At 43.0% G+C, this 25,691-nt stretch carries 19 protein-coding genes, 1 pseudogene and 1 riboswitch; of the genes and pseudogenes, 10 read left to right on the top strand and 10 right to left on the bottom strand.

The window, feature by feature from the left end; genetic code table 11:
• The first annotated feature begins 1 nt into the window (after window position 1).
• Complete coding sequence (gene cysC, locus GFB47_RS10355) at window positions 2-652, top strand: adenylyl-sulfate kinase (protein ID WP_153447895.1); 651 nt, start codon at window positions 2-4, stop codon at window positions 650-652.
• A gap of 98 nt (window positions 653-750) precedes the next feature.
• On the opposite strand, the gene GFB47_RS10350 is transcribed toward cysC, so the two are convergent.
• The 5 genes from GFB47_RS10350 to GFB47_RS10330 all read right to left on the bottom strand — a co-directional run bounded on the left by GFB47_RS10350 (window position 751) and on the right by GFB47_RS10330 (window position 4,726).
• The gene (locus tag GFB47_RS10350) at window positions 751-1,416 is read right to left on the bottom strand and encodes a DUF3299 domain-containing protein (RefSeq protein WP_456119759.1); all 666 of its coding nucleotides are present in this window, start codon (window positions 1,414-1,416) and stop codon (window positions 751-753) included.
• Between the two features lie 2 nt (window positions 1,417-1,418).
• Entirely contained in the window at window positions 1,419-2,678 is a 1,260-nt protein-coding gene (locus tag GFB47_RS10345) for an ABC transporter permease (RefSeq protein ID WP_153447894.1), read from the bottom strand.
• Entirely contained in the window at window positions 2,675-3,388 is a 714-nt protein-coding gene (locus tag GFB47_RS10340; protein ID WP_407701679.1) for an ABC transporter ATP-binding protein, read from the bottom strand. Before GFB47_RS10340 ends, GFB47_RS10345 begins: the two co-directional genes overlap by 4 nt.
• 7 nt (window positions 3,389-3,395) lie before the next feature.
• The gene (gene zrgA, locus GFB47_RS10335) at window positions 3,396-4,010 is read right to left on the bottom strand and encodes a zinc uptake protein ZrgA (RefSeq protein ID WP_153447893.1); all 615 of its coding nucleotides are present in this window, start codon (window positions 4,008-4,010) and stop codon (window positions 3,396-3,398) included.
• Window positions 4,011-4,174: 164 nt separating this feature from the next.
• The gene (locus GFB47_RS10330) at window positions 4,175-4,726 is read right to left on the bottom strand and encodes a YtfJ family protein (protein WP_153447892.1); all 552 of its coding nucleotides are present in this window, start codon (window positions 4,724-4,726) and stop codon (window positions 4,175-4,177) included.
• Between the two features lie 235 nt (window positions 4,727-4,961).
• Between GFB47_RS10330 and GFB47_RS10325 the strand changes: the two genes are divergently transcribed.
• Window positions 4,962-5,168, top strand: a complete 207-nt coding sequence (locus tag GFB47_RS10325) for a DUF1107 family protein (protein WP_153448219.1) — start codon at window positions 4,962-4,964, stop codon at window positions 5,166-5,168.
• A gap of 90 nt (window positions 5,169-5,258) precedes the next feature.
• Here the strand turns inward: GFB47_RS10325 and msrA are convergent, their stop codons facing one another.
• The gene (gene msrA, locus GFB47_RS10320; RefSeq protein ID WP_153447891.1) at window positions 5,259-5,906 is read right to left on the bottom strand and encodes a peptide-methionine (S)-S-oxide reductase MsrA; all 648 of its coding nucleotides are present in this window, start codon (window positions 5,904-5,906) and stop codon (window positions 5,259-5,261) included.
• Between the two features lie 126 nt (window positions 5,907-6,032).
• Here msrA and tamA point away from each other — a divergent pair, with 126 nt between their 5' ends.
• Together tamA and tamB are read left to right on the top strand one after the other, a co-directional pair.
• Entirely contained in the window at window positions 6,033-7,766 is a 1,734-nt protein-coding gene (gene tamA, locus GFB47_RS10315) for an autotransporter assembly complex protein TamA (protein ID WP_153448218.1), read from the top strand.
• Window positions 7,766-11,536, top strand: coding sequence for an autotransporter assembly complex protein TamB (gene tamB, locus GFB47_RS10310; protein ID WP_153447890.1), 3,771 nt, complete (start codon window positions 7,766-7,768; stop codon window positions 11,534-11,536). Before tamA ends, tamB begins: the two co-directional genes overlap by 1 nt.
• Window positions 11,537-11,739: 203 nt before the next feature.
• Here the strand turns inward: tamB and ppa are convergent, their stop codons facing one another.
• Together ppa and fbp are read right to left on the bottom strand one after the other, a co-directional pair.
• Complete coding sequence (ppa, locus tag GFB47_RS10305; protein WP_153447889.1) at window positions 11,740-12,267, bottom strand: inorganic diphosphatase; 528 nt, start codon at window positions 12,265-12,267, stop codon at window positions 11,740-11,742.
• A gap of 187 nt (window positions 12,268-12,454) precedes the next feature.
• Complete coding sequence (fbp, locus tag GFB47_RS10300) at window positions 12,455-13,465, bottom strand: class 1 fructose-bisphosphatase (RefSeq protein WP_153447888.1); 1,011 nt, start codon at window positions 13,463-13,465, stop codon at window positions 12,455-12,457.
• Window positions 13,466-13,771: 306 nt separating this feature from the next.
• On the opposite strand from fbp, the gene mpl reads away from it, so the two are divergent.
• From mpl to thiQ, 5 genes are all read left to right on the top strand, one after another.
• The gene (mpl, locus tag GFB47_RS10295) at window positions 13,772-15,127 is read left to right on the top strand and encodes a UDP-N-acetylmuramate:L-alanyl-gamma-D-glutamyl-meso-diaminopimelate ligase (protein ID WP_153447887.1); all 1,356 of its coding nucleotides are present in this window, start codon (window positions 13,772-13,774) and stop codon (window positions 15,125-15,127) included.
• A gap of 351 nt (window positions 15,128-15,478) precedes the next feature.
• Window positions 15,479-16,144, top strand: coding sequence for a flavin prenyltransferase UbiX (locus GFB47_RS10290; protein WP_153447886.1), 666 nt, complete (start codon window positions 15,479-15,481; stop codon window positions 16,142-16,144).
• 211 nt (window positions 16,145-16,355) lie between these two features.
• Window positions 16,356-16,465: riboswitch (TPP riboswitch) on the top strand.
• A 130-nt stretch (window positions 16,466-16,595) separates the two neighbouring features.
• Entirely contained in the window at window positions 16,596-17,567 is a 972-nt protein-coding gene (gene thiB / locus GFB47_RS10285) for a thiamine ABC transporter substrate binding subunit (RefSeq protein ID WP_225874314.1), read from the top strand.
• Window positions 17,568-17,654: 87 nt separating this feature from the next.
• Entirely contained in the window at window positions 17,655-19,268 is a 1,614-nt protein-coding gene (thiP, locus tag GFB47_RS10280; protein ID WP_153447885.1) for a thiamine/thiamine pyrophosphate ABC transporter permease ThiP, read from the top strand.
• Window positions 19,269-19,307: 39 nt separating this feature from the next.
• On the top strand, window positions 19,308-20,027 hold the full coding sequence (gene thiQ, locus GFB47_RS10275; RefSeq protein ID WP_153447884.1) for a thiamine ABC transporter ATP-binding protein: 720 nt from the start codon (window positions 19,308-19,310) through the stop codon (window positions 20,025-20,027).
• A gap of 23 nt (window positions 20,028-20,050) precedes the next feature.
• On the opposite strand, the gene GFB47_RS10270 is transcribed toward thiQ, so the two are convergent.
• Entirely contained in the window at window positions 20,051-20,449 is a 399-nt protein-coding gene (locus GFB47_RS10270; protein ID WP_153447883.1) for a hypothetical protein, read from the bottom strand.
• Between the two features lie 493 nt (window positions 20,450-20,942).
• Window positions 20,943-22,370: a PhoH family protein gene (locus GFB47_RS10265; RefSeq protein WP_153447882.1), complete on the bottom strand. Its 1,428-nt coding sequence runs from the start codon at window positions 22,368-22,370 to the stop codon at window positions 20,943-20,945.
• A gap of 321 nt (window positions 22,371-22,691) precedes the next feature.
• On the opposite strand from GFB47_RS10265, the pseudogene rapA reads away from it, so the two are divergent.
• Window positions 22,692-25,615 (top strand): annotated as a pseudogene (gene rapA, locus GFB47_RS10260) (RNA polymerase-associated protein RapA).
• The last annotated feature ends 76 nt before the right edge of the window (window positions 25,616-25,691 follow it).

Genomic DNA, 25,691 nt, shown 5'->3' with positions numbered 1-25,691 from the left:
TATGAGCCAAATTGAAAAAAGTGTCGCACTTGCAGCGAATCAAACGATTGAAAAAGATGACAATGTGATTTGGCATCAACATCAAGTTAATAAGCAAACACGGGCGCAATTAAAAAGCCAAAAGCCCGCTGTACTGTGGTTTACCGGTTTGTCTGGCGCAGGGAAATCCACTGTTGCAGGGGCGTTAGAATCGGCACTGGTGGCGCGCGGTTATCATACTTATTTGCTTGATGGAGACAATGTTCGCCATGGCTTATGCCGTGATCTGGGGTTTTCAGCCCAAGATCGTCGTGAAAATATTCGCCGTATTGGTGAATTAGCTAAATTGATGGCCGATGCGGGGCTGATTGTATTGTCGGCGTTTATTTCTCCTCATCGCGCGGAAAGACAAATGGTACGAGAATTACTGCCAGAAGGTGAGTTTATCGAAGTGTTTGTTAATGCTTCACTCGATGTGTGCGAGCAGCGCGATCCGAAAGGCTTATATAAAAAAGCGCGCGCTGGAGAAATTGCCAACTTTACCGGTATTGATTCCGATTATGAAGCGCCATTACAGGCCGAGATTGACTTGCCTGCCGGAGAGAAATCGATTGATGAACTGGTCGAGCAATGTTTAGTGGCGTTGCAAGATAAGGGAATTATCGCAGTGTAACGCTACTGTTGGTATTACGTGCCAATCCCATCACTCTGAAGATGATGAGATTGGTACTAACATGATTAATAGGCATCAATTAGGTTTTAGCTTATCGCTTAATAATTACCATCATCGTACTTTTCAATTTTCGCGCCTTGCATGGTGTAACCTGTTTCGGCCAGTTCATGATTGAGAACTTGAGTCTGCAATTTACCCACCACATAGACCACATCCCACAGTTTTTGGACTGGTGCCCCTTGAGGGAACTTTACATAGATAATTTGATTGGGTGGTGGCGGCGGCACATGGATACAAGCGCCAAAATACGGCACTAATAAGAATTCAGTGACGGTATTAGCGTCGCCTTCAAGTGGAATCACAAAACCTGGGATCTTAACGATTTTCCCATCTAATTCGGGGCGAGTCTTACCAATATGAGATTGTTTCGCAGCAGGCCCATTATGATTGGTAACATTAGGCGCGATAGGCATTCCAACACTATTGAAATGCCGCTTTTCATCGGCGGGTACTAAGTCTTCCCATTCAAGACTGACGACTTTTTTCCCTGATATATCTAGCGCTTTTTTAGCCGACGACTTGATATCCGTTACCGACTTAGATGTCGCTTGGGGAGTCGAGGTATCAACACCGGAATATTTGGATATTGCATGGCTTATTGGACTCCATAACATAATCCCCAGACACGAAAAGACAACAATAACTTTGAGAGTATCTGAACGTTGTTGCCACCACTTCAATGGGGGGTTTACCGATTCTGACATAATTAGACCTTAATGCTCATGCCGTCAGCAAGTGACTGACGATAGGCCTTTATGGAAGGGATAAGACCGATTAAAATACCAGAAACTTGCACCATAGCCAGCAAAATAACATCATGTGGTGATAGACCAGTTAAAGCGATTTTAATGCCATATTGTTGCTCTATCAATGGTGCGCTTATGCCTAGTGCGCAATAAAGTAACCCCACACCCACTGCGATCCCTAGCAGAGTCAGTACGCTTGCCTCACTCATCAATAAAAAGAAAACGTGTTTAGGTTGGGCGCCCATCGCGCGTAAAATGGCCATTTCTCGACGTCTTTCTTGCAAACCGGTTAATAGACTGGTCAGCATACCTAATAAACCGGCCACCACCACAAACGATGAAATTACCATTAACGCTTGCTCCGCTACCGACATCATGCCCCATAACTCACTCAGTGCAATACCGGGCAAAATCGCGGTTAAGGGCTCTTTAGTGTAATTGTTGATTTGGCGCTGCAACATAAAAGTTTGAATTTTTGAGTTTAACCCCAGCATAAAAGCGGTGATTTCTTTTGGCTCAAAAGCTTGTTTTTCTAGTGTTTCTTGACTTGGCGTTACGCCGATATGTGCGCCCGATTGCCAGCCCACATGTATGGCTGTGATCGCCCCAAGCGAGACATGCACGGTTTTATCTACCGGTGTTCCAGTGGGGGCTAAAATGCCGACAATTTTAAACGGTAAATTTTTATGGCGAGTGAAAGCCTTATCTGAAATGCCATGCGCGATAATAATATCATCGCCCACATGGTAATTTAGTTTTTTGGCCACATCCGCCCCAACCACAGTATCAAACATCCCCTTAAATGTGTGACCTTGAGAGAAAGTAAGTGCTTGCTTGTGGCCGTATTGATAAAACCTGAAATAATCCTGATTGGTTCCCATCACTCGAAAACCACGGTGTGAATCGCCTAAAGAAATGGGGATCGCCCACTTTACTTGTGGCAAATGGGTAATTTCTTGATAGCTTTTCCAATCGATATTATTAGTAGCGTTACCGATGCGAAATACCGAATACAACAATAAATTTACGCTGCCAGAGCGGGCGCCGACAATTAAATCGGTATTTGAAATGGTGTTGGCAAAGCTGTCTTTTGCTTGGGTGCGAATTTTTTCTACCCCAAGTAATAGCACCACCGAAATCGCCACGGTTAAGAGGGTTAAAATGGCGGTAGTTTTTCGGTTGCTAAGGCTTTTCCAAGCTAGGGATAAAATGGCGCTCATGCCGATACTCCCGTCGCTTGATTCAGCTGAGTTAAATCAACGCTATGTTCAAAATGAGCCTGTAAGTTGGCATCATGGCTAACAAAAATTAAGCATGCTTGTGATTGATTGGCTTGTTCCATAAGCAATGAAATAAAAGCTTGGCGATTATCAGTATCGAGCGAGGAAGTCGGTTCGTCGGCGATGATGATTTCTGGTTTGCCAATCAAAGCTCGGGCAGCAGCGACTCGTTGCTGCTGACCAATACTCAGTTCATTGACCGGTTGATCAAAGCAATTTTCCGGTAGCTGTAAGCGCAATAACAATTGTTTAGCTTGTTGCGGCAGTGATGGGCCGTCTTGCAGCGTCCGTTGTTTACGCAAGCGAGAAAAACGACAAGGCAGCAACACGTTGTCGATCACCGATAAATAAGGCAATAAATTGAATTGCTGAAAAATATAACCAATATGATCGGCACGAAACTGATCTCGTTGTGCTTGTTTTAAGCTGCTAAGGTCTTGTCCTAAGACACTGACTTGCCCTTGTTGCGGGGTTAATATTCCGCACAATAACCCGAGCAAGGTTGACTTGCCACAGCCACTTGGCCCCTTAATAAAGACATGCTGCTGATGAGCAATATTAAGCTGTGGAAACGCCAAGGTTGGTTGCATTTTTTTAGGCCAAGAAAATTGAATGTTTTCTAGGGTTAAGGCATTAGGGCAAGTCATCATTATTCCTTTACCACTGAATTTGTTGATCTGGTTTGCTTAACTCGAGCTGAGTTTGAACCTTATCGGTAAGTAAATTAATGTTTAGTGTTTGGGTGGTAGTGAAATACTCAAACCAATGACTGGTGATGGTATTTAATTGCGCTATATTTCCACAGTGATAATGATATTGGACGTTGACACTGGCATGCTGGTGGCTTTCATTTTGGTCGTGGTCGTGGTCGTGGTCGTGGTCGTGGTCGTGGTCGTGGTCGTGGTCGTGGTCGTCATTGGCAATGGTATCGTTCACGTCGATATGTTCAATCTTGCATTGAGCTTGGGGTAATAAGGTTAATATTTTATCGGGGGCATTCAATAACGCCATGCGTTGCTGATAAATAGTTTGCTCTTCTTTGCTTGTCGGCGGATGTTCGAAGCCGACCACATCATGACCTGGTGATGAGATCTCAACTAAAAAATCATCACCATCTTGTGCCAAATTATAAGTGACGACACCGTGAACATGAGCTTGGTGTTGACGAAAAGCGGGTTCGGAAGTTTGATGGGCTGCATCGTCATGAGCAAAACTCATAATAGAATAGAGACTGAGAGGTAACAAAGCATAGCGCAATAAAGAAGCGTTCATAATCAACCTAATGTTCGAATATTGAGTAAATGTGAGCATAGATTGAAAGGGAGATCATCTAGCTACGGAATATTGATATAATATAACAACAATGCCGCAGCGAAGAAAGCGTTATAACATAACATTTATAATGGTGATTAAATTCAGATCGACAGCCCTAGTAACTAAAGGCTTTTCTTGATGAGTTTTAGAACACTGGCAATGTCTTGTTCCGTTAACTTACCTTGTTTGTTGTACAGTACACGTCCGCTTTTATCTTGCACGATAATGGTTGAAGTACCATCGTCCAATTGCCACGCTTTAGCGACCACACCATCAGTATCTAATACCATTGAAGACCAAGGGAAATCTTTTTTACCATCCTCGGTCGATGATTTTACCAATGCACCTGTTCCCCAAATCGCATCATCTTGGTTAACGACGGTGGTGGTTTGATAATCACTTTCAGGGAAGTGTTCATTGGTGATGGCGTCCATTAATGGAGCATTCATCGCTTTAGCACTGGTACGGCCGGCAATCGCTTGGATCACTCGAACCTTACCTAACATTTGCTCGGTGCGCCAAGGTAGGTAAGACTCTTTATCATCTTGGATAAAAATTTCGCCACCTTTCTCGACACTGACTGCAGCCACATTTTGACCAATTTTCACATTATTGGCATTGGCGATGAAAGGAGCAATGGATAGTAAAAGAACGAGGGATAATTTTTTCAACATAATATGGATTACCTAATAAACTATAATGAAATAAAGAGTGGGTATGTACCGATATAATAGCCTAATAATTATGTTTTAAAGTGTGTATTTGCCACTGAGATCTAATTTTTGGAGATTATTTTTGGTTATAACTGTGACTCATCAGTTATATGTGGTGGTTTTATTCGCACTGCCACAATGGTTTTATTGACAGAATCTTACATGCGAATATAGAAAGTGGATATAAATCATGAACATGAGACCAATTTTCAACTGTTACCGTCCCACTAAAATTGCCCGCTTTGTGAAGATGCTATTTAGTGGTGAATTTATGATCCAAGGTATTGGTTACTTTCGCTTTGATCAAGGTCGAGTACTACTGCCTAATGTCGCCAACAAGAAACAGTTACAAGCGATGAAAGAGATCAACCTTGCGATTAAACATCTATCATTAGAGTGCTAACAACCGAGCTCGCAAAATAAAAATCGCAGCAACACTTTGCTAGCCCAACATTCTTCTGGTTGAGCTAGCAACCGCCATAATCATTAAGCATCATTGCGCAGGAAAGCACACTCCGGTTCCTCCAATCCCACAATACCCTTGAGGGTTCTTGGCTAAATATTGCTGGTGATAGGTTTCGGCTAAGTAATACTCTTGTGCTAGCGCAATCTCAGTAGTGATGCCTTGTGAGCCGGTATCTTGTGATAAAGCCTCTTGTTGTAAAGCAAATTGATAGGTCGCTTTACTGGTTTGTGTAGTGTCTAGATCAGCTTGAGTGTCGACATAAATCACTGAACGGTATTGGGTGCCGATATCATTACCTTGGCGCATGCCTTGAGTGGGATTATGACGCTCCCAAAATACCGTTAATAGTTGTTGGAGTGTCACAATGGCCGGATCAAAAATAACCCTTACTACTTCCGCATGACCCGTTTGTCCTGAGCACACTTCTTGATAGGTTGGATTTTTAGTATAGCCGCCGCTGTAGCCTACCGAAGTACTTACTACGCCTTCGAGTGACCAAAAAACACGCTCAGCGCCCCAAAAACAACCTAAACCTAACAATACTTGCTGAAAATTTACTGGTTTATCTGCGCTTAAATCCGTTTGATTGATAAAATGGCACTCAGTCACGGGCATTTTTTCATTTCGGCCGACTAATGCCGTTGCTGCTGTGACTAATTTTTGGTTATTCGACATATTTGGACCTCTTGTTGCTTTAGAGAAAAAGGACTAACAGTTATACTACCTGACCGGATAACCCTATTTTTGATTTCAAATTCACAAGGGTTGCTTGCTTTTAAGGATAGAGAGCACTTGCCATCAATGAAATACACCTACTTATCTCTTTTAATAAGTTCCTTACTGCTATTGCCAACGACGGCGAGTTATGCAGAAACAGAGCTGACGATTAAAGGCGTAGAAGGAAAGGCTGAAGATAATATATCGGCTTATCTTTCTTCGATCAAAGAAGATCAGTATTCGGTGTCGCTGCGCTTTCAATCCCAATTAGAAACCAATATTCGAGACGCCTTAAAAGCATTAGGTTACTACAACCCCGACATTACCTTTACGGTTGAAGGGGAGGCAAGTGAAGAAGATAACGAATTAATTGTTCAAATCGACAAAGGTGTGCCGAGTATTATTTATATCAGCGATATTGATATCAAAGGAGAAGCGGCAGCAGATAAAGATTTTATTCGTTTAATTGATAATTCTAAACTGAACCTAGGGCAAGTGCTCAATCATGGTCATTATGAGTCTCTAAAAAGTGCAATGAGAAACTTAGCATTACAAAAAGGCTATTTTGATGGTCAATTTTTTGATGCTCGTCTACAAGTCTCCCCGCAGCGTAATCAAGCTTTTATACATTTACATTACCAGAGTGGGCCTCGTTATTTATTTGGTAATACTAGTATTAAGGGCAGCCAAATTGAAGATCCTCGAGTGCGATCATTGCTGCCTTATAAAGAAGGTGACCCTTATCAATCGGTTTCGGTTGGACTATTAAATCAAAACTTATCCAGCACCGAATGGTTTTCAAGCGTATCAGTACAGCCGGATCTAGAGCATTCAGGTAAAACCAAAAAATTACCGATGAAAGTGAACCTTGAGCCACAAACCAAAAACCAAATAGAAACAGGTTTAGGTTATTCGACTGATGTTGGGCCGCGAGGGAAATTATCTTGGAAAAAACCTTGGCTTAATAAATATGGGCATAGTACCGGTGCCAGTGTGATGCTCTCAAGCCCAGAGAAAACCTTTATTGCCAACTACAAAATTCCATTAGTCGATGTATTGCATGATTATTATTTGGTGCAATATGGTTTTAAAGACGAAAATGAAAATGACACCGATAGCCAAGAACAAAATTTATCGTTTGAACGTCATTGGCTGTACGATGATGGTTGGCATCGCAGTATTTATGTTCGTCTTTTATATGAAGATTATGTACAGGCTTCGGAATCTGGCCACTCATTGTTTGCTTTGCCTGGCATATCATTTTCACGAGTCAGAACACGCGGTACCAGTGGTATGCCGATGTGGGGAGATAAACAAAGTATTAAAGTCGAATATGGTGATCCAGCCGTTTTATCTGACACCCGTGTATTACGAGTGATTGGCCATACTGGCTGGGTGCGCGGAGCTGGAGAAAATCACCGATTCTTAACTCGATTAGATGCAGGGGGGACCTTTGCTGAAGATTGGGATAAAGTACCACCATCATTGCGTTTCTTTGTGGGGGGGATTAACTCGCTACGCGGTTATGGCTATGAAGATATTTCACCTGAAAATAGTGAAGGTGAATTAGAGGGTGGAGCTTATATGGCAACCAGTAGTTTTGAATACCAATATCGTATTACGGGTAATTGGTGGTGGGCAACCTTTGCCGACTTTGGTGATGCATGGACAGATACCCCACAATGGAAAACTGGTTTAGGAATGGGTTTACGCTGGGGATCACCCGTAGGTCCGGTGCGCCTTGATTTTGCTTATGGTCAGAATGCTGATAAAGGCGATCAATTTAAGATCCACTTTACCTTAGGGCCAGAGTTGTAATGAGACGATTACTTAAATGGTTACTAGGACTTACCCTTCTTATCCCGACAACAGTACTCATACTACTGTTGTTATTGGCAGTGTTATTGTTTACCAATCTTGGGCTAAATAGCGCACTGTGGGTGGCACATAAAGCATTACCAGAGTTAAGTGTGGGTGAGGCTGAAGGGAGCGTATTACCCGCATTTACATTAAAAAATATCCAATATCATGCTCCAGAGTTGCCATTAGAGGTTAAATTAAAACGCTTAGATTTCGCCATTACTTTAGATTGTTTGCTACAACACTCAGTGTGTGTTGATACGGTCGCGCTGCAAGGTTTAAAGCTCGACCTGCCATCATTACCCGATACGCCAAGCAGTGAGGATGATTCGTCAGCGCCAATGTCATCGATTTTTTTGCCTATTCCAGTGTCGTTAACTCACCTTACCCTCAACGATATCGATTTAAATATACTCGGCAATAAGGTTAAGTGGCAGTCGTTTTCGAGTGGCTTATATATGCAAGGTAGCACCTTAACGCTGCGCCCGACCACCTGGCAAAGTATTCGTTTATCTCTTGCATCTAGTTCCCCTAAACAATCAACCTCACCCGTTAAAAAAGTGCCGCTATCCGAGCAACCCGATATAGCATTACCGGAAATCAAGCTACCGATAAACTTGAATATTGAACCGTTTGAAGTAAAAGATTTTCGCCTGAACGGTGATACCCCGATCGTGGTTAATCGCTTAGCATTAAATGGCAATACTCGAGGCAGCAAGGTGAGTATTAATCGCTTGCAACTTGATATGCCGCAAGCTGATCTCGATGCTAAAGCAAAGGTGACATTAGCCGGAGATTACCCATTAACCTTACGCGCCAATAGCCAAGTGAAAATGGAGGATTATTTAGGTCAAAAAATTCGTTTAGAAGCCGATGGTAGCGTGGCTGATTTATCACTAGTGACTCAGTTATCAAATGGAGCCAATGCACATCTAAGCGGAACATTACAACCACTGAAAGCTAGCTTGCCTTTTGATGTACAACTCACTCAAACCAAAGTGCGCTGGCCATTAAAAGGCCCGGCTGATTATCATGTTGCCGTGCCTAATTTGAGCGCGAAAGGTTCATTAGAACATTATCAATTTGACGTTCAAGCCGATGCTTCTGGTGATGATATTCCCACCACAGGATTAGAGGTAACAGGGTCGGGTGACCTATCCCATGTCAAGATCCAAAAAATCACACTGGATACATTGGGCGGCCATGTGTCGGGGCAATTAATGGTGAATTGGCAACAGTTATTGCATTGGACCGCAACCTTAGGTTTTACCGATATTCAACCAGGACAGCAATGGCCACAAGCAGAAGGCAAGATCAGCGGCAGTGTGATTAATTCCGGCACACTCACCAAACAAGGCGGTTGGCGGGTACAAGTTCCGAGCGTCGATATTCAAGGGATCTTACGTCAGTATCCGATTTTAATGAAAGGGCAGATCAACGCCAATGATGCGAATGGTGATGGCACCATCAATGTTGGTACGCGCGGTTTACGCATTTCTCATGCTGATAATGGCGTAAAAATCAAAGGTCAATTGGGCAAAGAATGGGATATGGATGTCGATATTGAGGCGCCGACATTATCTCAATCGGTGCCACAAATAAAAGGCAGCATTCAAGGGCGAGTATTATTACGTGGTCAACAAAAACAACCCAAAGTGTATTCGAATTTAACTGCGAAAAACCTTGCTGTGCCAGAGTTTGATGCCACGCTACAGTCTTTAATTATCAAAGGTGAAGTGTCGCCGTTTCCGAGTCCAAGCGGCGATCTAGCACTGCTGGCCACCAAGGGCGAGTATCAAGGCCATAACCTAGAAAGCTTAAAAATTCACTTTGCGGGTGGACAGAAAAAACACCAATTGGATTTTGATGCGATTAGCGACTTGGTCTCCACTCACTTTACTCTTACGGGAGGGGTTACATCGACCACCAACATGCAATGGAAAGGGCAATTGCAGTCGGCTGAAATCGTATTGCAGCAGCAACAACCCCAACACTGGCAGTTACAGTCGCCATTGCCGCTAGAGTATCAAATAGATAAAAACATCGCCTCGGTGGATGCGCATTGTTGGATTAACTCTCCGGCTAAAATTTGTTTAGAGGAAGACGCAACACTGGGCGAAAAAGGAGAAGTTAAGCTTGCCGTTAGTCATTTTAAGTTTTATCAATTAAAAGAGTTCATTCCAACTGGCACCTTAATTAGCGGAGAAATTAACGCTAAAGCTTGGGCTAAATGGGCACCCAATACGCCACCTCAAGTTAAGCTTGATTTGCATATTCCTAAAGGTCATGTAACACAAAACATTGCTCCTCCACTCACCATTGGTTGGGAAGAGCTTCAACTTTCAGCCGCGCTTGCCAATGATAAGCTCGATCTTAAATGGCTATTTGATTTGACTAATAATGGTGAAATTGAAGGCAAAGTGGCGATCGATAAAGTACAAAGTAAACGACCGATTATGCAAGGTATGAACAGTATCAAGCATATTAACTTGTTGCCATTATCAGCCTTGTTAGGCGAGCAAAATTTAATGGAAGCTGACATTAACTCAATGCTTAATTTTCAAGGGCCAATCTTAAATCCGAGAGTGGTTGGTGACTTTACGATTTCAAAAATGAAGTTAGAAGGACAAGCCTTTCCTGTGGACGTCAACAGTGGTGAGATTAATACTAAATTTAATGGTTATTCTGCACGCTTAAACTCAAAACTTCACACGCCGGATGGTGAACTTAACCTAAAAGGTGATGCCGATTGGTCAAAGCGTAAAAATTGGCGAGTGAATCTGCGAGCGTTTGGTGACGATTTAAAAGTTGAAGCGCCGCCAATGGTACGCTTAAAGGTTAGGCCGGATCTTACCATTGCGATCACGCCTAAACTTGCCAAGATCACCGGTAATATTGATATACCATGGGGACGGATCTTAGTCGAAAATCTTCCCGAAAGTGCCATTGGTTTATCGAAAGATGAAGTGATCTTAGATCAAAACCTGCAACCGGTTGAAAAAAGCTCCGGGTTGCCGATGGCGCTTCAAACCAGTGTCACCATCAATATCGGGGACGATGTGAGTTTATCAGCCTTTGGTTTACGCGGTAACTTAGTTGGGCATTTAAAAGTTTCTCAGAAGAACAAAGGTCCCTTTATTTTAGGTGAGATTCGAATTGAGAGAGGGTCATATCGATCTTTCGGGCAAGATCTGGTGATCAAAGAAGGTAAGATCATTATGAACGGCCCGGCAGATCAACCTTATGTGTCGATCAAAGCGATCCGTAATCCTGACAATACCGAAGATGATGTGACGGCAGGGATCGAAGTTACCGGCCCTGCTGATGCACCAGAAGTTACTGTGTTTTCAGAGCCTGCAATGTCTCAAACCAGCGCGTTATCGTATTTATTGCGTGGGCGTGATGTGGAAGATGGATCCGGTGGTAGCGCCATGACTACAGCGCTAATTGGGTTAAGCTTAGCCAAAAGTGGCAGAGTGGTTGGCGAGTTAGGAGAAAAATTTGGGGTGCAAGACTTACAACTTGGCACCGCAGGTTCAGGAGATGAATCACAAGTGACGGTGAGTGGTTATATCGCCCCTGGGCTGCAAGTGAAATATGGCGTTGGTATCTTTAATGCTTTGGGTGAATTTACCGTGCGCTATGAGTTAATGAGTGATTTTTATGTTGAAGCGATAACTGGATTAGACAGCGCCGTCGATTTTATTTACCAGTTTAGTTTTGATTGATAAAAGGCAATGCGGTTTAGATACCAGCTGTTGTATTAGTGAGTGTGCAGGTGTCGGGCATTCAATCTCAATCAAGATAAGCTAGGATGATGCTTAACTGAATCAATACTGCGATAAAAATAAAAGAGCACGTCAATAATGGCGAGCTCTTTTTTTATATTAAAATCAACTATCATAGTTAGAAATTTCAGGGAGCAGTTTAATTATTTCTTCGCTCGCTCAAAGGATTCTAAAATTTCAGCGCGCGCTGATGCCACACCTTCCCAGCCATCAACTTTTACCCATTTTCCGCTTTCAAGATCTTTATAACGCTCAAAGAAGTGGGTGATTTGTGATTTGAGTAATTCAGGTACATCACCAATATCTTGAATATGATCATACTCTTTAGACAGTTTGCTATGTGGAACCGCGATCACTTTGGCATCTTCACCTGACTCATCGGTCATTTTCAATACCCCAACTGGGCGGCAACGGATCACCGAGCCCGGCATTAATGGAAACGGGGTTGGGACTAATACATCAACCGGATCACCGTCTAATGATAGTGTCTCATTCACATAACCATAGTTACATGGGTAGAACATTGGTGCCGACATAAAACGGTCGACAAATAATGCTCCACTGTCTTTATCAACTTCATATTTAATTGGGTCAGCATTGGCTGGGATTTCGATAACAACATACAAATCATCAGGTAATGATTTACCAGCCGGGACGTGGTTCAAGCTCATTGGAATTCCTTTCTAAGAGTAATAAACCGTCAGATTATAACGTGACTTGTCAGTGGTTTGTAGCGGAAAAGTTACAAAAATGCGATCGACAAAGGGGGCAGAGAGGATTAAGGGAGGCATAAAAAAGCAATGAAAGCCAAAAGGACCTTCATTGCCAATTATTAGGGGTTGTTAGCCAATTACATTATTAATCTGGGTATTGTTGCAAGAAGGATTCAACTTTCTCAACCATTATCGTTGAGCCGACTACGAAAGGAACGCGTTGATGCAGTTCGGTTGGTTTGATATCTAAAATCCGTTGATAGCCATCAGTTGCCTTACCGCCAGATTGCTCCATTAAGAAAGCAATCGGGTTGCATTCATACAATAAACGCAATTTACCATCAGGATGTCTTTGAGTGCTTGGGTATAAATAGACGCCACCTTTTAATAGGTTACGGTGATAATCTGCCACCAATGAACCAATATAACGCGAGGTGTAAGGACGGTTATCTTCTGGTGCATCTTCTTGGCAGTATTTAATGTATTTCTTTATTCCAGTCGGAAAACGAATGTAATTGCCTTCATTAATCGAATAGATTGAGCCTGTAGCAGGGATCATCATTTTCTCATGTGACAAGCAGAAGACTCCGATCGAAGGATCGTAAGTAAAGCCATGTACCCCTTTACCTGTGGTGTATACCAGCATGGTGGATGAGCCATAAATAATGTAGCCCGCCGCCACTTGCTTATGGCCTGGCTGAAGAAAATCTTCCGCAGTCGGCGCACTACCAATCGGAGATACTCGGTGGTAGATCGAGAAGATGGTTCCGACCGAGACATTCACATCGATATTCGATGAACCATCTAAAGGATCCATTAACACCACATACTTGGCATTTTTATTGAGTTCTTTATTAAAGCTTACCGCTTCATCTTCTTCTTCACTGGCAATACCACAAACTTGACCACGAGCTTCAAGTGCGGCTTTAAATTTGTCATTGGCATACAGATCGAGCTTTTGTTGCTCTTCACCTTGCACATTCTCAGCACCAACTGAACCCGTAATATCAACTAAACCGGCTTTGTTAATTTCTCGGTTGACAATTTTAGCCGCTAATTTTATCGAGCCAAGCAGAGAAGAAAGGTCACCACTGGCATGAGGAAAGTGATTTTGGTGTTCAATAATAAATTCGCCTAACGTGCGAGTTATCGACATAATGGATCCTTTTTTGTCGTTAATTTTATTCATTGCAGGAAATAGTGGTAGTACCAGTGTGTATCTCTTTTGGATACTCATTTATTCGATTGTAAATCCAGAATCTTATTAATGGTAATGAAGTAACTGATGAAGCTTCACAAATGTGCACTTAAGCAAGGTCTCGATATTAAAAGAGATAATTCATAATAATGCACAGAAAATTGTTTTCGAACACCATACATTTGATTGCGTTTGAGTTACTATTTCGCACAAAGTTATTGACCTAATTTGAGTCTCACAAAAAAGTGGGAAGGAAAACCTATTATGCATATTCATATTCTTGGTATTTGTGGCACTTTTATGGGCGGTGCCGCCGTATTAGCTCGCCAGCTAGGGCATAAAGTAACTGGCAGTGATGCCAATGTGTATCCGCCAATGAGCACTTTGCTTGAATCTCAAGGTATTGAAATAATTGAAGGATTCGATCCTTCTCAATTAAATCCCGCCCCCGATTTAGTGGTAATAGGAAATGCCATGAGTCGTGGTAATCCGTGCGTGGAATATGTATTAAATCAGAATCTTAAATACACCTCTGGCCCGCAATGGTTACAAGAGTTTTTATTGCATGATCGTTGGGTGTTAGCGGTAGCGGGTACCCATGGGAAAACCACCACGGCAAGCATGTTGTCTTGGATTTTAGAAGACTGTGGCTATACACCGGGCTTTCTGGTTGGTGGTGTACTTGGTAACTTTGGTGTATCGGCTCGTCTAGGCGAAAGTATGTTTTTTGTGGTCGAAGCAGATGAATATGACAGTGCTTTTTTCGATAAGCGTTCAAAGTTTGTTCATTATCATCCACGCACCTTAGTGATGAATAATCTTGAGTTCGATCATGCTGACATTTTTGACGATCTTGAAGCGATCAAGCGACAATTTCATCATTTAGTGCGTACTGTTCCGGGTAACGGACGGATCTTAACCCCGACTAATGATGCTGGCCTAGAGGATGTGATCCAACGTGGTTGCTGGAGTGAACTCGAACATATAGGCGATGATGGTCACTGGAAAGCTGAAAAAATTCAAAAAGATGGCAGCCATTTTAATGTTTATCTCGATGGTCAGTTGGGCGGAGTAGTGAAATGGGATTTGGTCGGTGATCATAATCTCAATAATGCCTTAATGGCGATTTCCGCGGCGCGACATGTTGGCGTCACCGCCGATCTTGCTTGTGAAGCGTTAGGCAAATTTATTAATACGAAACGTCGTTTAGAACTAAAAGGCATTGAAGCTAACGTGACGGTTTATGATGATTTTGCCCATCATCCAACCGCGATTGATTTAACCCTTGATGGTCTGCGCAATAAAGTCGGTGACAGTAAAATTATTGCGGTGTTTGAACCTCGCTCTAGCACCATGAAAATGGGAGTGCATCAACAAACCTTAGCGGCAGCATTTAAACATGCTGATGTGGTGGCGTTATACCAACCCAATAATATCCAGTGGTCAGTACAATCGGTCGCCGATCAATGTGAACAAACTGCTTTTGTTGAAGATAATATCGATACACTTGTTGAGCGAGTGGTGGCACAAGCCCATGCTGGCGATCAGATCTTAGTAATGAGCAATGGTGGCTTTGAAGGGATCCATGGCAAATTGTTGCAAGCATTAGCAGCAAAGTAGCAGTAACATCAAAGTGGCAATAGCTTCAAAGTAACAACAGGCACATCATAAGTAAAAAGATCATGGTAGGTAAAAAGGTCGTGATGATCCTTTTGTTTCGATGAACATGCCAATTGTACTAGGGTCGATGAATTTGATTATAGAGAAAAGTGTCAAAGGTCAGGGATGACCTTTTCTCAAGCGTCCATGGATGGGTCAGCATCTTTTCGGAATATTCAAATTTATTGAGCCGCTTATATCGACAATCTAGCGAGCAACGGTATTAATACCAATCGTAGTAACTATCTAATCAGCTAATGACTTTGATAGGTATGATTAACTCACCCAAGTTCAGAAATTAAGGAGCGCGAGATGTCTCAACCTAACGTACCCCATTCAAGTAGCAAACATATAACCTTAGCGTTTACCGGAGCTTCGGGTGCACCGTATGGTTTGCGCTTACTTGAGTGCTTACTGGCGGCTGATTACACCGTGTATTTATTAATATCGTCTGCCGCGCGAGTAGTGATGGCAACCGAGCATGGTTTAAAATTACCCAGTGGCCCGCAAGCGGCGCAACAAACCTTACTGGCCCACTTAAATAGTCAGCGAGATCAGTTGATTGATAGTGATAAGTTGGTTGTGTGCGGTAAAGAAGATTGGTTCTCGCCAGTGGCTTCAGGATCGGCCGCGCCAAAACAAATGGTGGTGTGCCCGTGTTCGGCAGGCAGTGTGGCCTCGATTGCGCACGGCATGTCAGATAACTTAATTGAACGAGCCGCCGATGTGGTGATGAAAGAGCGTGGCCAATTGCTGCTGGTGGTTCGTGAAACGCCATTCTCCACCTTGCACTTAGAAAATATGCATAAACTGTCGCAAATGGGCGTCACCATAATGCCAGCAGCGCCTGGCTTTTACCATCAGCCTAAAACCATTGAAGATCTAATTGATTTTATGGTGGCCAGAATATTAGATCACCTAGGTATTAAACAAGGCTTAGTGCCGCGCTGGGGTTATGATCAACGTGACAATCATTAATTTGGTTATCTTTTGAGGTTATACTAATTCCATAAATTTAATGATCGTTAAAAATTGAGTACAGAGAAAAGTGTCAAAGGCCATGGATGGCCTTTCTCAAGCGACCAAGGACGGATCAGCGTCTTTTCGGCGTAGTCAAATTGATCAAATATTAAATGGAATTGGTATTATCACTAGCCTATTAATGCTTAACTCAATACAATCAGATTGAAAATACTCATCGGGGAGCTGAATCAAACACGGATTCGGCTGAGATCTTTTTAAGAGACCCGTGTACCTGAACCAGATAATGCTGGCGTAGGAATTGAGTCTGGATCTCCCTACTTACTTTCCTGTGCCGCTCACTAAAAAGGATATTCTAGTGAACGACACCACCTCTATTTCGAGCAACAATCCAAAACGTAAAAATAAAGTGACAACTAAACCGAAAGCGATTCTAGCTGCATTCAGTTTGCCTTTATTGTTATCACTTTCTAATGGTGCGCAAGCCGCTGATAAGCCAACCCTTACCGTCTATACCTACGACTCGTTTACTTCCGATTGGGGCCCTGGTCCTAAAATTAAAACGGCCTTTGAAGCCCAATGCGGTTGTCAGTTAAATTTTGTCGCGCTCGATGATGGTGGTTCAGTATTAAGCCGTTTACGTTTAGAAGGAAAAAATACCAAAGCAGACGTAGTGTTAGGGTTAAATAACAATATTATGGCGCAAGCACAGCAAACCGGATTGCTCGCCAAACATGATGTAGACACTTCTAAAGTGACCATTCCTGGTGGTTGGGACAACCCTTACTTCGTCCCATTCGATTACGGCTATTTCGCTTTTGTGTACAACAAAACCAAAATGAAGAACCCACCGAAAAGCTTAAAAGAGCTGGTGGAACGTGATGATTTTAATATTATTTACCAAGATCCGCGTACCTCGATCACCGGTCAAGGCTTGCTGTTATGGGTAAAATCAGTATATGGGGATAAAGCAGCGGATGCGTGGCAAAAGATAGCTAAGAAAACGGTGACGGTGAGTAAAGGTTGGTCTGATTCATACCCGATGTTCTTAAAAGGCGAGAGCGATATGGTGTTGTCTTACAGTACCTCTCCTGCTTATCACATTATTGCTGAAAACAATCAAGATTACGCCGCAGCTAACTTTGCTGAAGGACAATACGCTCAGATTGAATTGGCCGCTAAAGTGAAAAGCTCCCACCATCAAAAACTGGCCGATCAGTTTATGCAGTTTATTTTAAGCGATGACTTCCAATCCGTAATGGCGACGGGGAATTGGATGTATCCGGTTACCAACATAGCCCTGCCTAAAGGTTATGAGCAACTGAGCGTGCCAACGAAAATGCTGTCACTCGACCCTCAAGTGGTGGCGAAACAGTTGAAAAGCTGGACTCGTGAATGGCAAATGGCGTTATCTGAATAGCAACCAATCGAAATAAGAATAAAGCGAAATAAAAATAAAGCGGAATAAGGTTAAATCGAAAAGGTGAATTTATGATGGTGATACTAGGTGGTTAATGTGTCAGTGCCGAAGTTAGGCTTACTGGTTGCGGTTACTATTGGGCTATTTGTGTGCTCAACCGTGATGGCATTAATTCAACACGCCCCAACGTTAAATTTGGGTTGGATTTTGTCCGATCCTTATTATCGCCACATTACCTTTTTCAGTTTCTATCAGGCTTTATTTTCAACCTTATTGAGTGTTGGTTTCGCAATTCCGGTAGCGCATGCTCTTTCTCGTCGCGAGTTTAAAGGCAAGGCTCTGCTGCTAAAGATCTTCGCTTCAACTTTAGTCTTGCCGGTGCTGGTAGGCGTGTTTGGTATTGTCGCCATCTTTGGTAACAGCGGTATTGTGGCGGATATTTTCCGGTATTTTGATGCGCGCTTACCTTTTTCTATCTACGGATTAAATGGCATTTTAATCGCCCATGTGTTTTTTAACCTGCCTTATGCCAGTCGATTATTATTGCATTCGCTAGAGTCGATCCCCAATGAGCAACATAAGCTGTGCGCACATTTGGGGATGAACGATTGGCAAAAATTTCGACAAATTGAATGGCCGCGCATGCGTCAGCAATTACCACAAGTGGCGGGTTTGGTGTTTATGCTGTGCTTTACCAGTTTCTCGGCGGTGATGGCGCTGGGGGGAGGCCCCAAATCGACCACGATTGAACTGGCGATCTATCAAGCGATTAAGTTTGATTTTGACTTGCAGGCGGGGGCGATTTTAGCCTTATGGCAAATGTTATTGTGTGGCGTGTTGAGCTTAACTTTATTGCGTTTTAGTAACAGCGTACCGAGCTCTTCTGGCGGCAGTGTCAGTCATCATGCTAAAGAGAAAAGGCAGCGAGTGGCCTTATTTTCTACCAGTCATCGCGCAAAAATTTGGGATGCAGCTTGGATTGGTGGCGCGATGCTGTTAGTGCTTCCGCCTTTATTGATGGTGATATGGCAAGGCTTAAATCCCAAATCGTTAACCATATTGCAAGATGAGAAATTTTGGCAAGCGTTAAGCGCTTCGATTCAAGTAGCAACATTAGCCAGTTCATTGGCATTATTGATGGGGATCGCGATTTTATTTACTAGCCGAGCTTGGCATCTAAAAGGCTTACCCGCGCGAGCAGGACGGTTGGAATTGATGGGGACCATTATTTTAGTTACGCCCGGCATTGTGATCAGCACCGGATTATTTTTATTATTACGCGATCAAGTCGATGTATTTAGCCTCGCTTTTTGGGTGGTGATACTGGTAAATAGCTTGATGGCGCTGCCGTATATTATTAAAACCTTGTCGCAGCCTATGCTACAAACGGCGCAGCAATACCAATTTTTATGTCAAACTTTAGGCATGACTGGTTGGACGCGTTTTCGCTTGGTGGAATGGCGGGCACTGAATAAACCGATCGCACATGCTTTCTCAATCAGCTTTATGTTTTCGATGGGAGATTTAAGTGCGGTGTCATTATTTGGTAATCAAACCTTTACCACTTTACCATTATATTTATTCCAATTATTAGGCAGTTACCAAATGGATGCGGCCGCGGCGGTGTCCCTATGTTTACTGCTATTTAGCGTATTATGCTTTGCTTTAATTGAAACCGTGTTCAAACGCGGCAGTCGTTAAGGTTATTTATTTGCTTATTGATTAAGAAGAAGTTGCCACATGCTTGAGTCTGCTATTTCCATCCAACAGGTCATTTATGATTACCAAGAGGAAACCTTTAATTTTGACTTAGTTGTTGAAAAAGGCGCGATCATGGCATTAATGGGGCCAAGTGGCTCGGGTAAATCGACCTTGTTGAGTTTGGTCGCCGGTTTTATTGAACCCAAAAAAGGTGATATTAAAGTTCAGGGCTCGTCGGTTGTAGGATTAGCGCCTTACGAAAGACCGCTGGCAATGCTGTTTCAAGAGCATAATCTATTTAGTCATTTAAGCGTGCGGCAAAACATTGGTCTGGGTTTGCATCCTGGGCTTAAACTCACTCAAGCTCAAAAGCTGCAAGTACAACAAGCGGCGCAACAAGTTGGGTTAGACACTTTATTAGATAGACTACCGGAGCAGTTATCTGGCGGACAACGTCAGCGGGTGGCATTGGCAAGGTGCTTTGTTCAAGCGCATTCGATTTGGCTGCTAGACGAACCGTTTTCAGCTTTAGATCCTATTTTGCGGGAAGAAATGTTGCAGCTGGTGGCAAGGCTTGCACGGGAACGTTCAATCACGGTATTGATGGTGACGCACCATTTAACCGATGCTAAAGCGATCGCTACCCATTTTGCTTTTATGGAGCAAGGTAAGGTCAGTGAACACGGCCGAATTACGAGTTTAGATGAGTTGCATCCCAACCCTCATTTAGCTGCATTTATTAAAGCAAGTGGTTATTAGGCACTTGCTTAGATCGTGGTATTTTAATTGTGATGATGAGTCTGAAGTTGCGATAACTTCTCGCCTATTTCTTGATGGCTAAAATCGACTAAATAAGAAACGCAAGAAATGAAAATAACCATATACCCCAACATTTCAGTGCCTTCTTCCGCGACGTTTTTGACCGCTCTTTCTGGGTGGGCTTGCATTAAACCATCCCATAATGATCCCATGCCAAAAAGGCGAGAGAACACAAATAAAACCCCCATGCCTAAACACATTGAAATAAAGTTGTGGCTTTGCACGAATAAGCAGAAGGTTTCTATGGTTTGTTGTTTTTGTTTTAATGCATAAATAATAGAACTGGCAGCAACAATAGCAGCAGGGTACACCCAAAAACCATGAGAAATAAGGTCAAATAATCCATCGAGTTCGCGGATCAAAAAGCAAGCAATGCACATAAGAATAAAAAACGCAGAAAGCTTTTCAATAAAATATAATAGGGGTGATCGTTATTCATGTTTTGATCTCACGGTTATTGTATTAATCATGTTCCCAATATTCTTTGGGCTATGGGTCGCAAGGTGAGATCCTTCGCATCTTACTGTGTGTTATGTTACTTGGCTCGAATATATCGCCAGTGATGATATTAAATCAAACATTTTACAATGTATGAACATGTACAGATAATAGTGTTTAATTCTATAAGATGTTTATTTATATGATTATTTCATAACAATATGAAATTATATAAGATTGATATTATATGTTTGCCTTACTTTATACGCTTTAATTAAGTGCTAAATAATGAGTTTTTACCTCTGTAGTCTGTGACAATTAATACAGAATAAAGTAAGAGTATCACCCAAGTTAAATGATGATTACTTGGGGTGATACATGTAATGTCAATATAAAAACACCGTTATTAATAATGAGTTATAAATTCTCCTCGGCAAATTCCGCTAAACGGCTGCGTACTACGCCATTTAAGTGCACGTTAACGCTGCCTTCAAAGCTTTTAAATCGCTCTACCATATAAGTTAACCCTGAAGTCACAGGGGTTAAATAAGTGGAGTCAATTTGCGCCAAGTTACCCGAACAGACAATTTTAGTACCTTCACCGCAACGAGTAATAATGGTTTTTATTTGTGAGGCGGTGAGGTTTTGGCACTCATCGAGCAATACAAATGCATTTTGAATCGAACGTCCGCGCATAAAGTTTATCGACTTAAATTGAATGTTGGCTTTATCGCAAATGTATTTAAGCGAGCCCTCGGTGTTGTGGTCGTTTTTATGCAACGCTTCTAGGGTATCGGTGATCGCGGCCAGCCAAGGCAGCATTTTTTCTTCTTCGGTGCCGGGCAAAAAACCAATCGCCTCACCAATATCTGGCGTGTTTCGGGTCACGATGATCTTATCGAACATCTTGCGTTCAATCGTCATTTCCAAGGCAGCAGCCATCGCTAACAGAGTTTTACCACTGCCGGCCGCACCGGTTAAAATAACTAAATCAATATCGGGGTCGAGCATGGCATCCATCGCCATGGCTTGATAAATATTTTTGGGGTGAATATCCCATGCTTGTCGGTGCAATAAATGCTCTCGACCTAAATCTCTTATCTTGGCGGTCGTTGGGCTTAATTCGGCCACTCGACCTGCAAAGTCGCTATCTTCATCAATTAAATACTGATTGATATAAGTAGGCTCTAGGTTTTCACGAGCAACGGTATGAAAGGTTTTACTGCCACAGTTTTTACTTTCGACTTGCTTGAAGTTATCCCAAAAGTTGCCTTGGTATTCGGTGAAACCTTTGGTGAGAAACTGCACGTCATCAATTAATTGATCGCTGCGGTAATCTTGCACATGCTCAATACCCGCGCCTTTAGCCCGCAAGCGCATATTAATGTCTTTGGTGATCAAGATAACTTCGCGCGGCGCTCGGCGATGTTGCAGTGCCAGTACCCCATTAAGGATGCGGTTATCACCCATTTTATCGGCAAAGGCTTTATCTCTGTCTTGAATATCGTAATCGGCCAGTATTGATATGGTGCCACTGACTTGGCTTTTATCGGTAACATTTTTCCCAAATGGGATGCCTTGGGAGATCTCATCTGGCGTGGCGTCGTGGAAAATCGCTTCTAAGCCACGGATCGCCACTCGAGCATCACGCGCCACATCGCGTTTACTGTCTTTAATGCGATCAAGTTCTTCTAATACCGTCATGGGAATAACGACATCGTGTTCTTGGAAGGAATAAATCGCGTGAGGTTCATGTAGCAGGATGTTGGTATCAAGGACAAATATTTTACGCGATGAGGTATCGTGGTCGGCTGGGGTGATGAGTGTCTTTTGGGTCGTTGCCATAACTTCTCCATTTTTCGCAATACGAAAGGTTAGCCATGTTCTTTTTGAGTATAAGCAAGATTTTGGCTTTCCTCCTGACATTTTTAGCGCCATGACACAATAACGGTGAAATGGTGACACTTTTATGTCAGTCGGCAAATATTAATGCGATTCAAGGTGATAAAAAAGACGCTGTGCAGTAAGATGTGCAGCTTTTTTATCAACAGGTGAATTGTGGGTTTTATTTTTGTAAAAGAGCCATTTTTACAAGAAAAACACAAAGCTTGGAACTAAAATACATACAGTATTGAATAACAATTTTGGTTAGAGGTAGTCGATTACATGGCATTTGCGTTAGGTCAGCGTTGGATTAGTGATACAGAAAGTGATTTAGGTTTGGGTACGGTGGTGGCGATAGATGCGCGTACCGTGACTGTGATGTTTGCGGCCTCTGAAGAAAATCGGTTGTATGCCCGCAGTGACGCCCCGATCACTCGTGTGATTTTTAACGTTGGTGATGTGATTGAAAGCCAGCACGGTTGGAGCTTAAAAGTAGAATCCTTACAGCTTGATGGCGAGGTATTGACTTACATTGGGACTCGTCAAGACAACGAAGAAACCGATGTAGCGCTACGTGAAATCTTTTTAAATAACCAAATTCGCTTTAATAAGCCACAAGATAAACTATTTGCCGGTCAAATCGAGCGTATGGATAATTTTGTGTTGCGCTACCACGCGCTTGAAAACCAATACCAGCAACATAAAAGCCCAATGCGCGGTCTGTGTGGCATGCGCGCCGGTCTTATTCCGCATCAACTTTATATTGCACATGAAGTCGGTCGTCGTCATGCGCCACGCGTATTGCTAGCCGATGAAGTTGGGCTAGGCAAAACTATTGAGGCGGGGATGATCATCCATCAACAAGTCCTAAGTGGCCGTTCAGAGCGTATTTTGATTGTGGTGCCAGAAACACTGCAACATCAATGGCTGGTGGAAATGCTGCGCCGTTTCAATTTGCATTTTTCTGTATTTGATGAAGAGCGTTGCGTTGAGTCGGAATCGGAATCGGGTAATCCGTTTGATAGCCAGCAATATGTCTTATGTTCATTAGATTTTCTGCGTAAGCAATCGAAGCTATGAGCAAGCTTTGGCCGCGCAATGGGATCTATTAGTGATCGATGAAGCACACCATTTAGAGTGGAGCAACGATGCGCCAAGTCGTCAATATCAAATGGTCGAAGGGTTAGCCGCTAAAATTGCTGGTGTGTTGCTACTGACCGCCACCCCAGAACAACTTGGGGCATGAGAGTCACTTTGCTCGCTTGCGCCTGCTTGACCCTGATCGTTTCTTTGATTATCCAACGTTTGTTAAAGAAGAGCAGCAATACGCGCCAGTAGCCGAAGCGGTTGCCAGTTTAGAGTCTGGAAAATCACTGACCAATGATGAAAAAAATAGCATTACAGAACTGCTTTCGGAGCAAGATGCTGAGCCACTGTTCCGCATTTTAGATGGTTGCCATTCCAAGCAAGAATTCGATCAAGAGCAAAAAGCGTTAGCTCGCCAAGAGTTAATTGATAACCTAATGGATCGTCATGGTACTGGGCGTATTTTATTTCGTAATACCCGCGCCGCGATCCAAGGTTTCCCAACGCGTAATGTGCATTTACTTGAAATGCCAATGCCTGAGCAATATACCCGTGCAATGCGAGTGGCTAAAATGATGGATGGCGAGTTGCCAGAAGCCACTCAAGCATTGAAAAACCTGTATCCAGAAGAAATCCTACAAGATCTTGAAGGCGATAAATCCTCTTGGTGGAATTTTGATCCACGGGTCAGTTGGCTGCTAGATAAAGTGTTAGCCAAACGCTCAGAAAAAATCTTAGTGATCGCTTCGCGTGCCACGACGGCATTGCAACTGGAACAAGCCTTGCGTGAACGTGAAGGCATTCGGGCGACGGTGTTCCATGAAGGGATGTCGATTTTAGAACGAGATAAAGCGGCGGCGTATTTCGCTCAAGAAGAAGGCGGCGCGCAAGTCTTGATTTGTTCTGAAATTGGCTCTGAAGGTCGCAACTTCCAATTTGCAAATCAGTTAGTGATGTTCGACTTACCGTTTAACCCTGATCTACTTGAGCAGCGTATCGGTCGTTTGGATCGTATTGGTCAGATGCGCGATATTGATGTGTTTGTGCCTTACTTGACCGATTCTTCTCAGTCGATTTTGGCCCATTGGTATCATCATGGGCTTAATGCTTTTGCCGAAACCTGCCCAACCGGTCGTTCGGTATATGATCAATATTCTGAGCAATTGGTGGCGATGCTAGCGGCGGTGGATGTCGATGAATTAACTCAACTGGTTGAAGAGTCAGCCAAGCTGAATAAAATATTAAAAGCGCAATTAGAACAAGGTCGAGATCGCTTACTTGAGATCCATTCTAATGGCGGAGAGAAAGCGCAAAAAATTGCCGAGCAAATTACAGCGGGCGATAACGATACTAACTTGATCACTTTCTCTTTAGGCTTGTTTGACACCATCGGCCTAAACCAAGACGACAAAGGTGAGAATGCGCTGGTGGTGACGCCATCGGAGCACATGTTAGTGCCAAGTTATCCTGGTCTGCCGTATGAAGGGGCGACCATTACCTTTGATCGTGAAACGGCGCTGTCGCGTGAAGATATGCACTTTATCAGTTGGGAACACCCAATGATCCAAGGCGGCATTGATTTATTGTTGAGTGAAGGGGTCGGCACTAACGCGGTCTCGTTACTGAAAAACAAAGCACTTCCAGTTGGCACTATGTTCTTAGAGTTAATCTATGTGGTCGACGCCCAAGCGCCAAAACGCAGCGGTATTAACCAATTTTTGCCTAAAACACCGATTCGTCTATTAATGGATGGCAAGGGTAATGAATTGTCGGCGCAGGTACCGTTTGATACCTTTAATCGTCAATTAAGCCCAATTAACCGTCACATGGCGAGTAAAGTGGCCAGTTCAGTGCAAGATCAAATTCACGCCTTAATCGAAAAAGCAGAAGAAGCAGTACTGCCTCATTTAGCGGAGGTGCGTCAAAGTGCCAATAGTGAGATGGAGCAAAAACTGAATGCTGAATTAGAGCGTTTGCAGGCGTTAAAAGCAGTGAATCCTAATATTCGTGATGAAGAAATCGAGATCATTGAGCAACAAATCCAGCAGTTATCGGGCTATATAAAAAGCGCTCAATTGCAATTGGATTCATTGCGTTTAATTGTGGTCGCGCATCAATAATATATCACCGCAGTGACTCTTATATTTATAGCCGTGACACTTGAAGCTTCAAGTCTAACGGCTATATTTTTAGCCC

The sequence above is a fragment of the Vibrio algicola genome (assembly GCF_009601765.2).
Classification (GTDB): Bacteria; Pseudomonadota; Gammaproteobacteria; order Enterobacterales; family Vibrionaceae; genus Vibrio; species Vibrio algicola.
The sequence above is the reverse complement of the archived record's forward strand: the minus strand, read 5'-3'. Positions and strand labels throughout refer to the sequence as shown.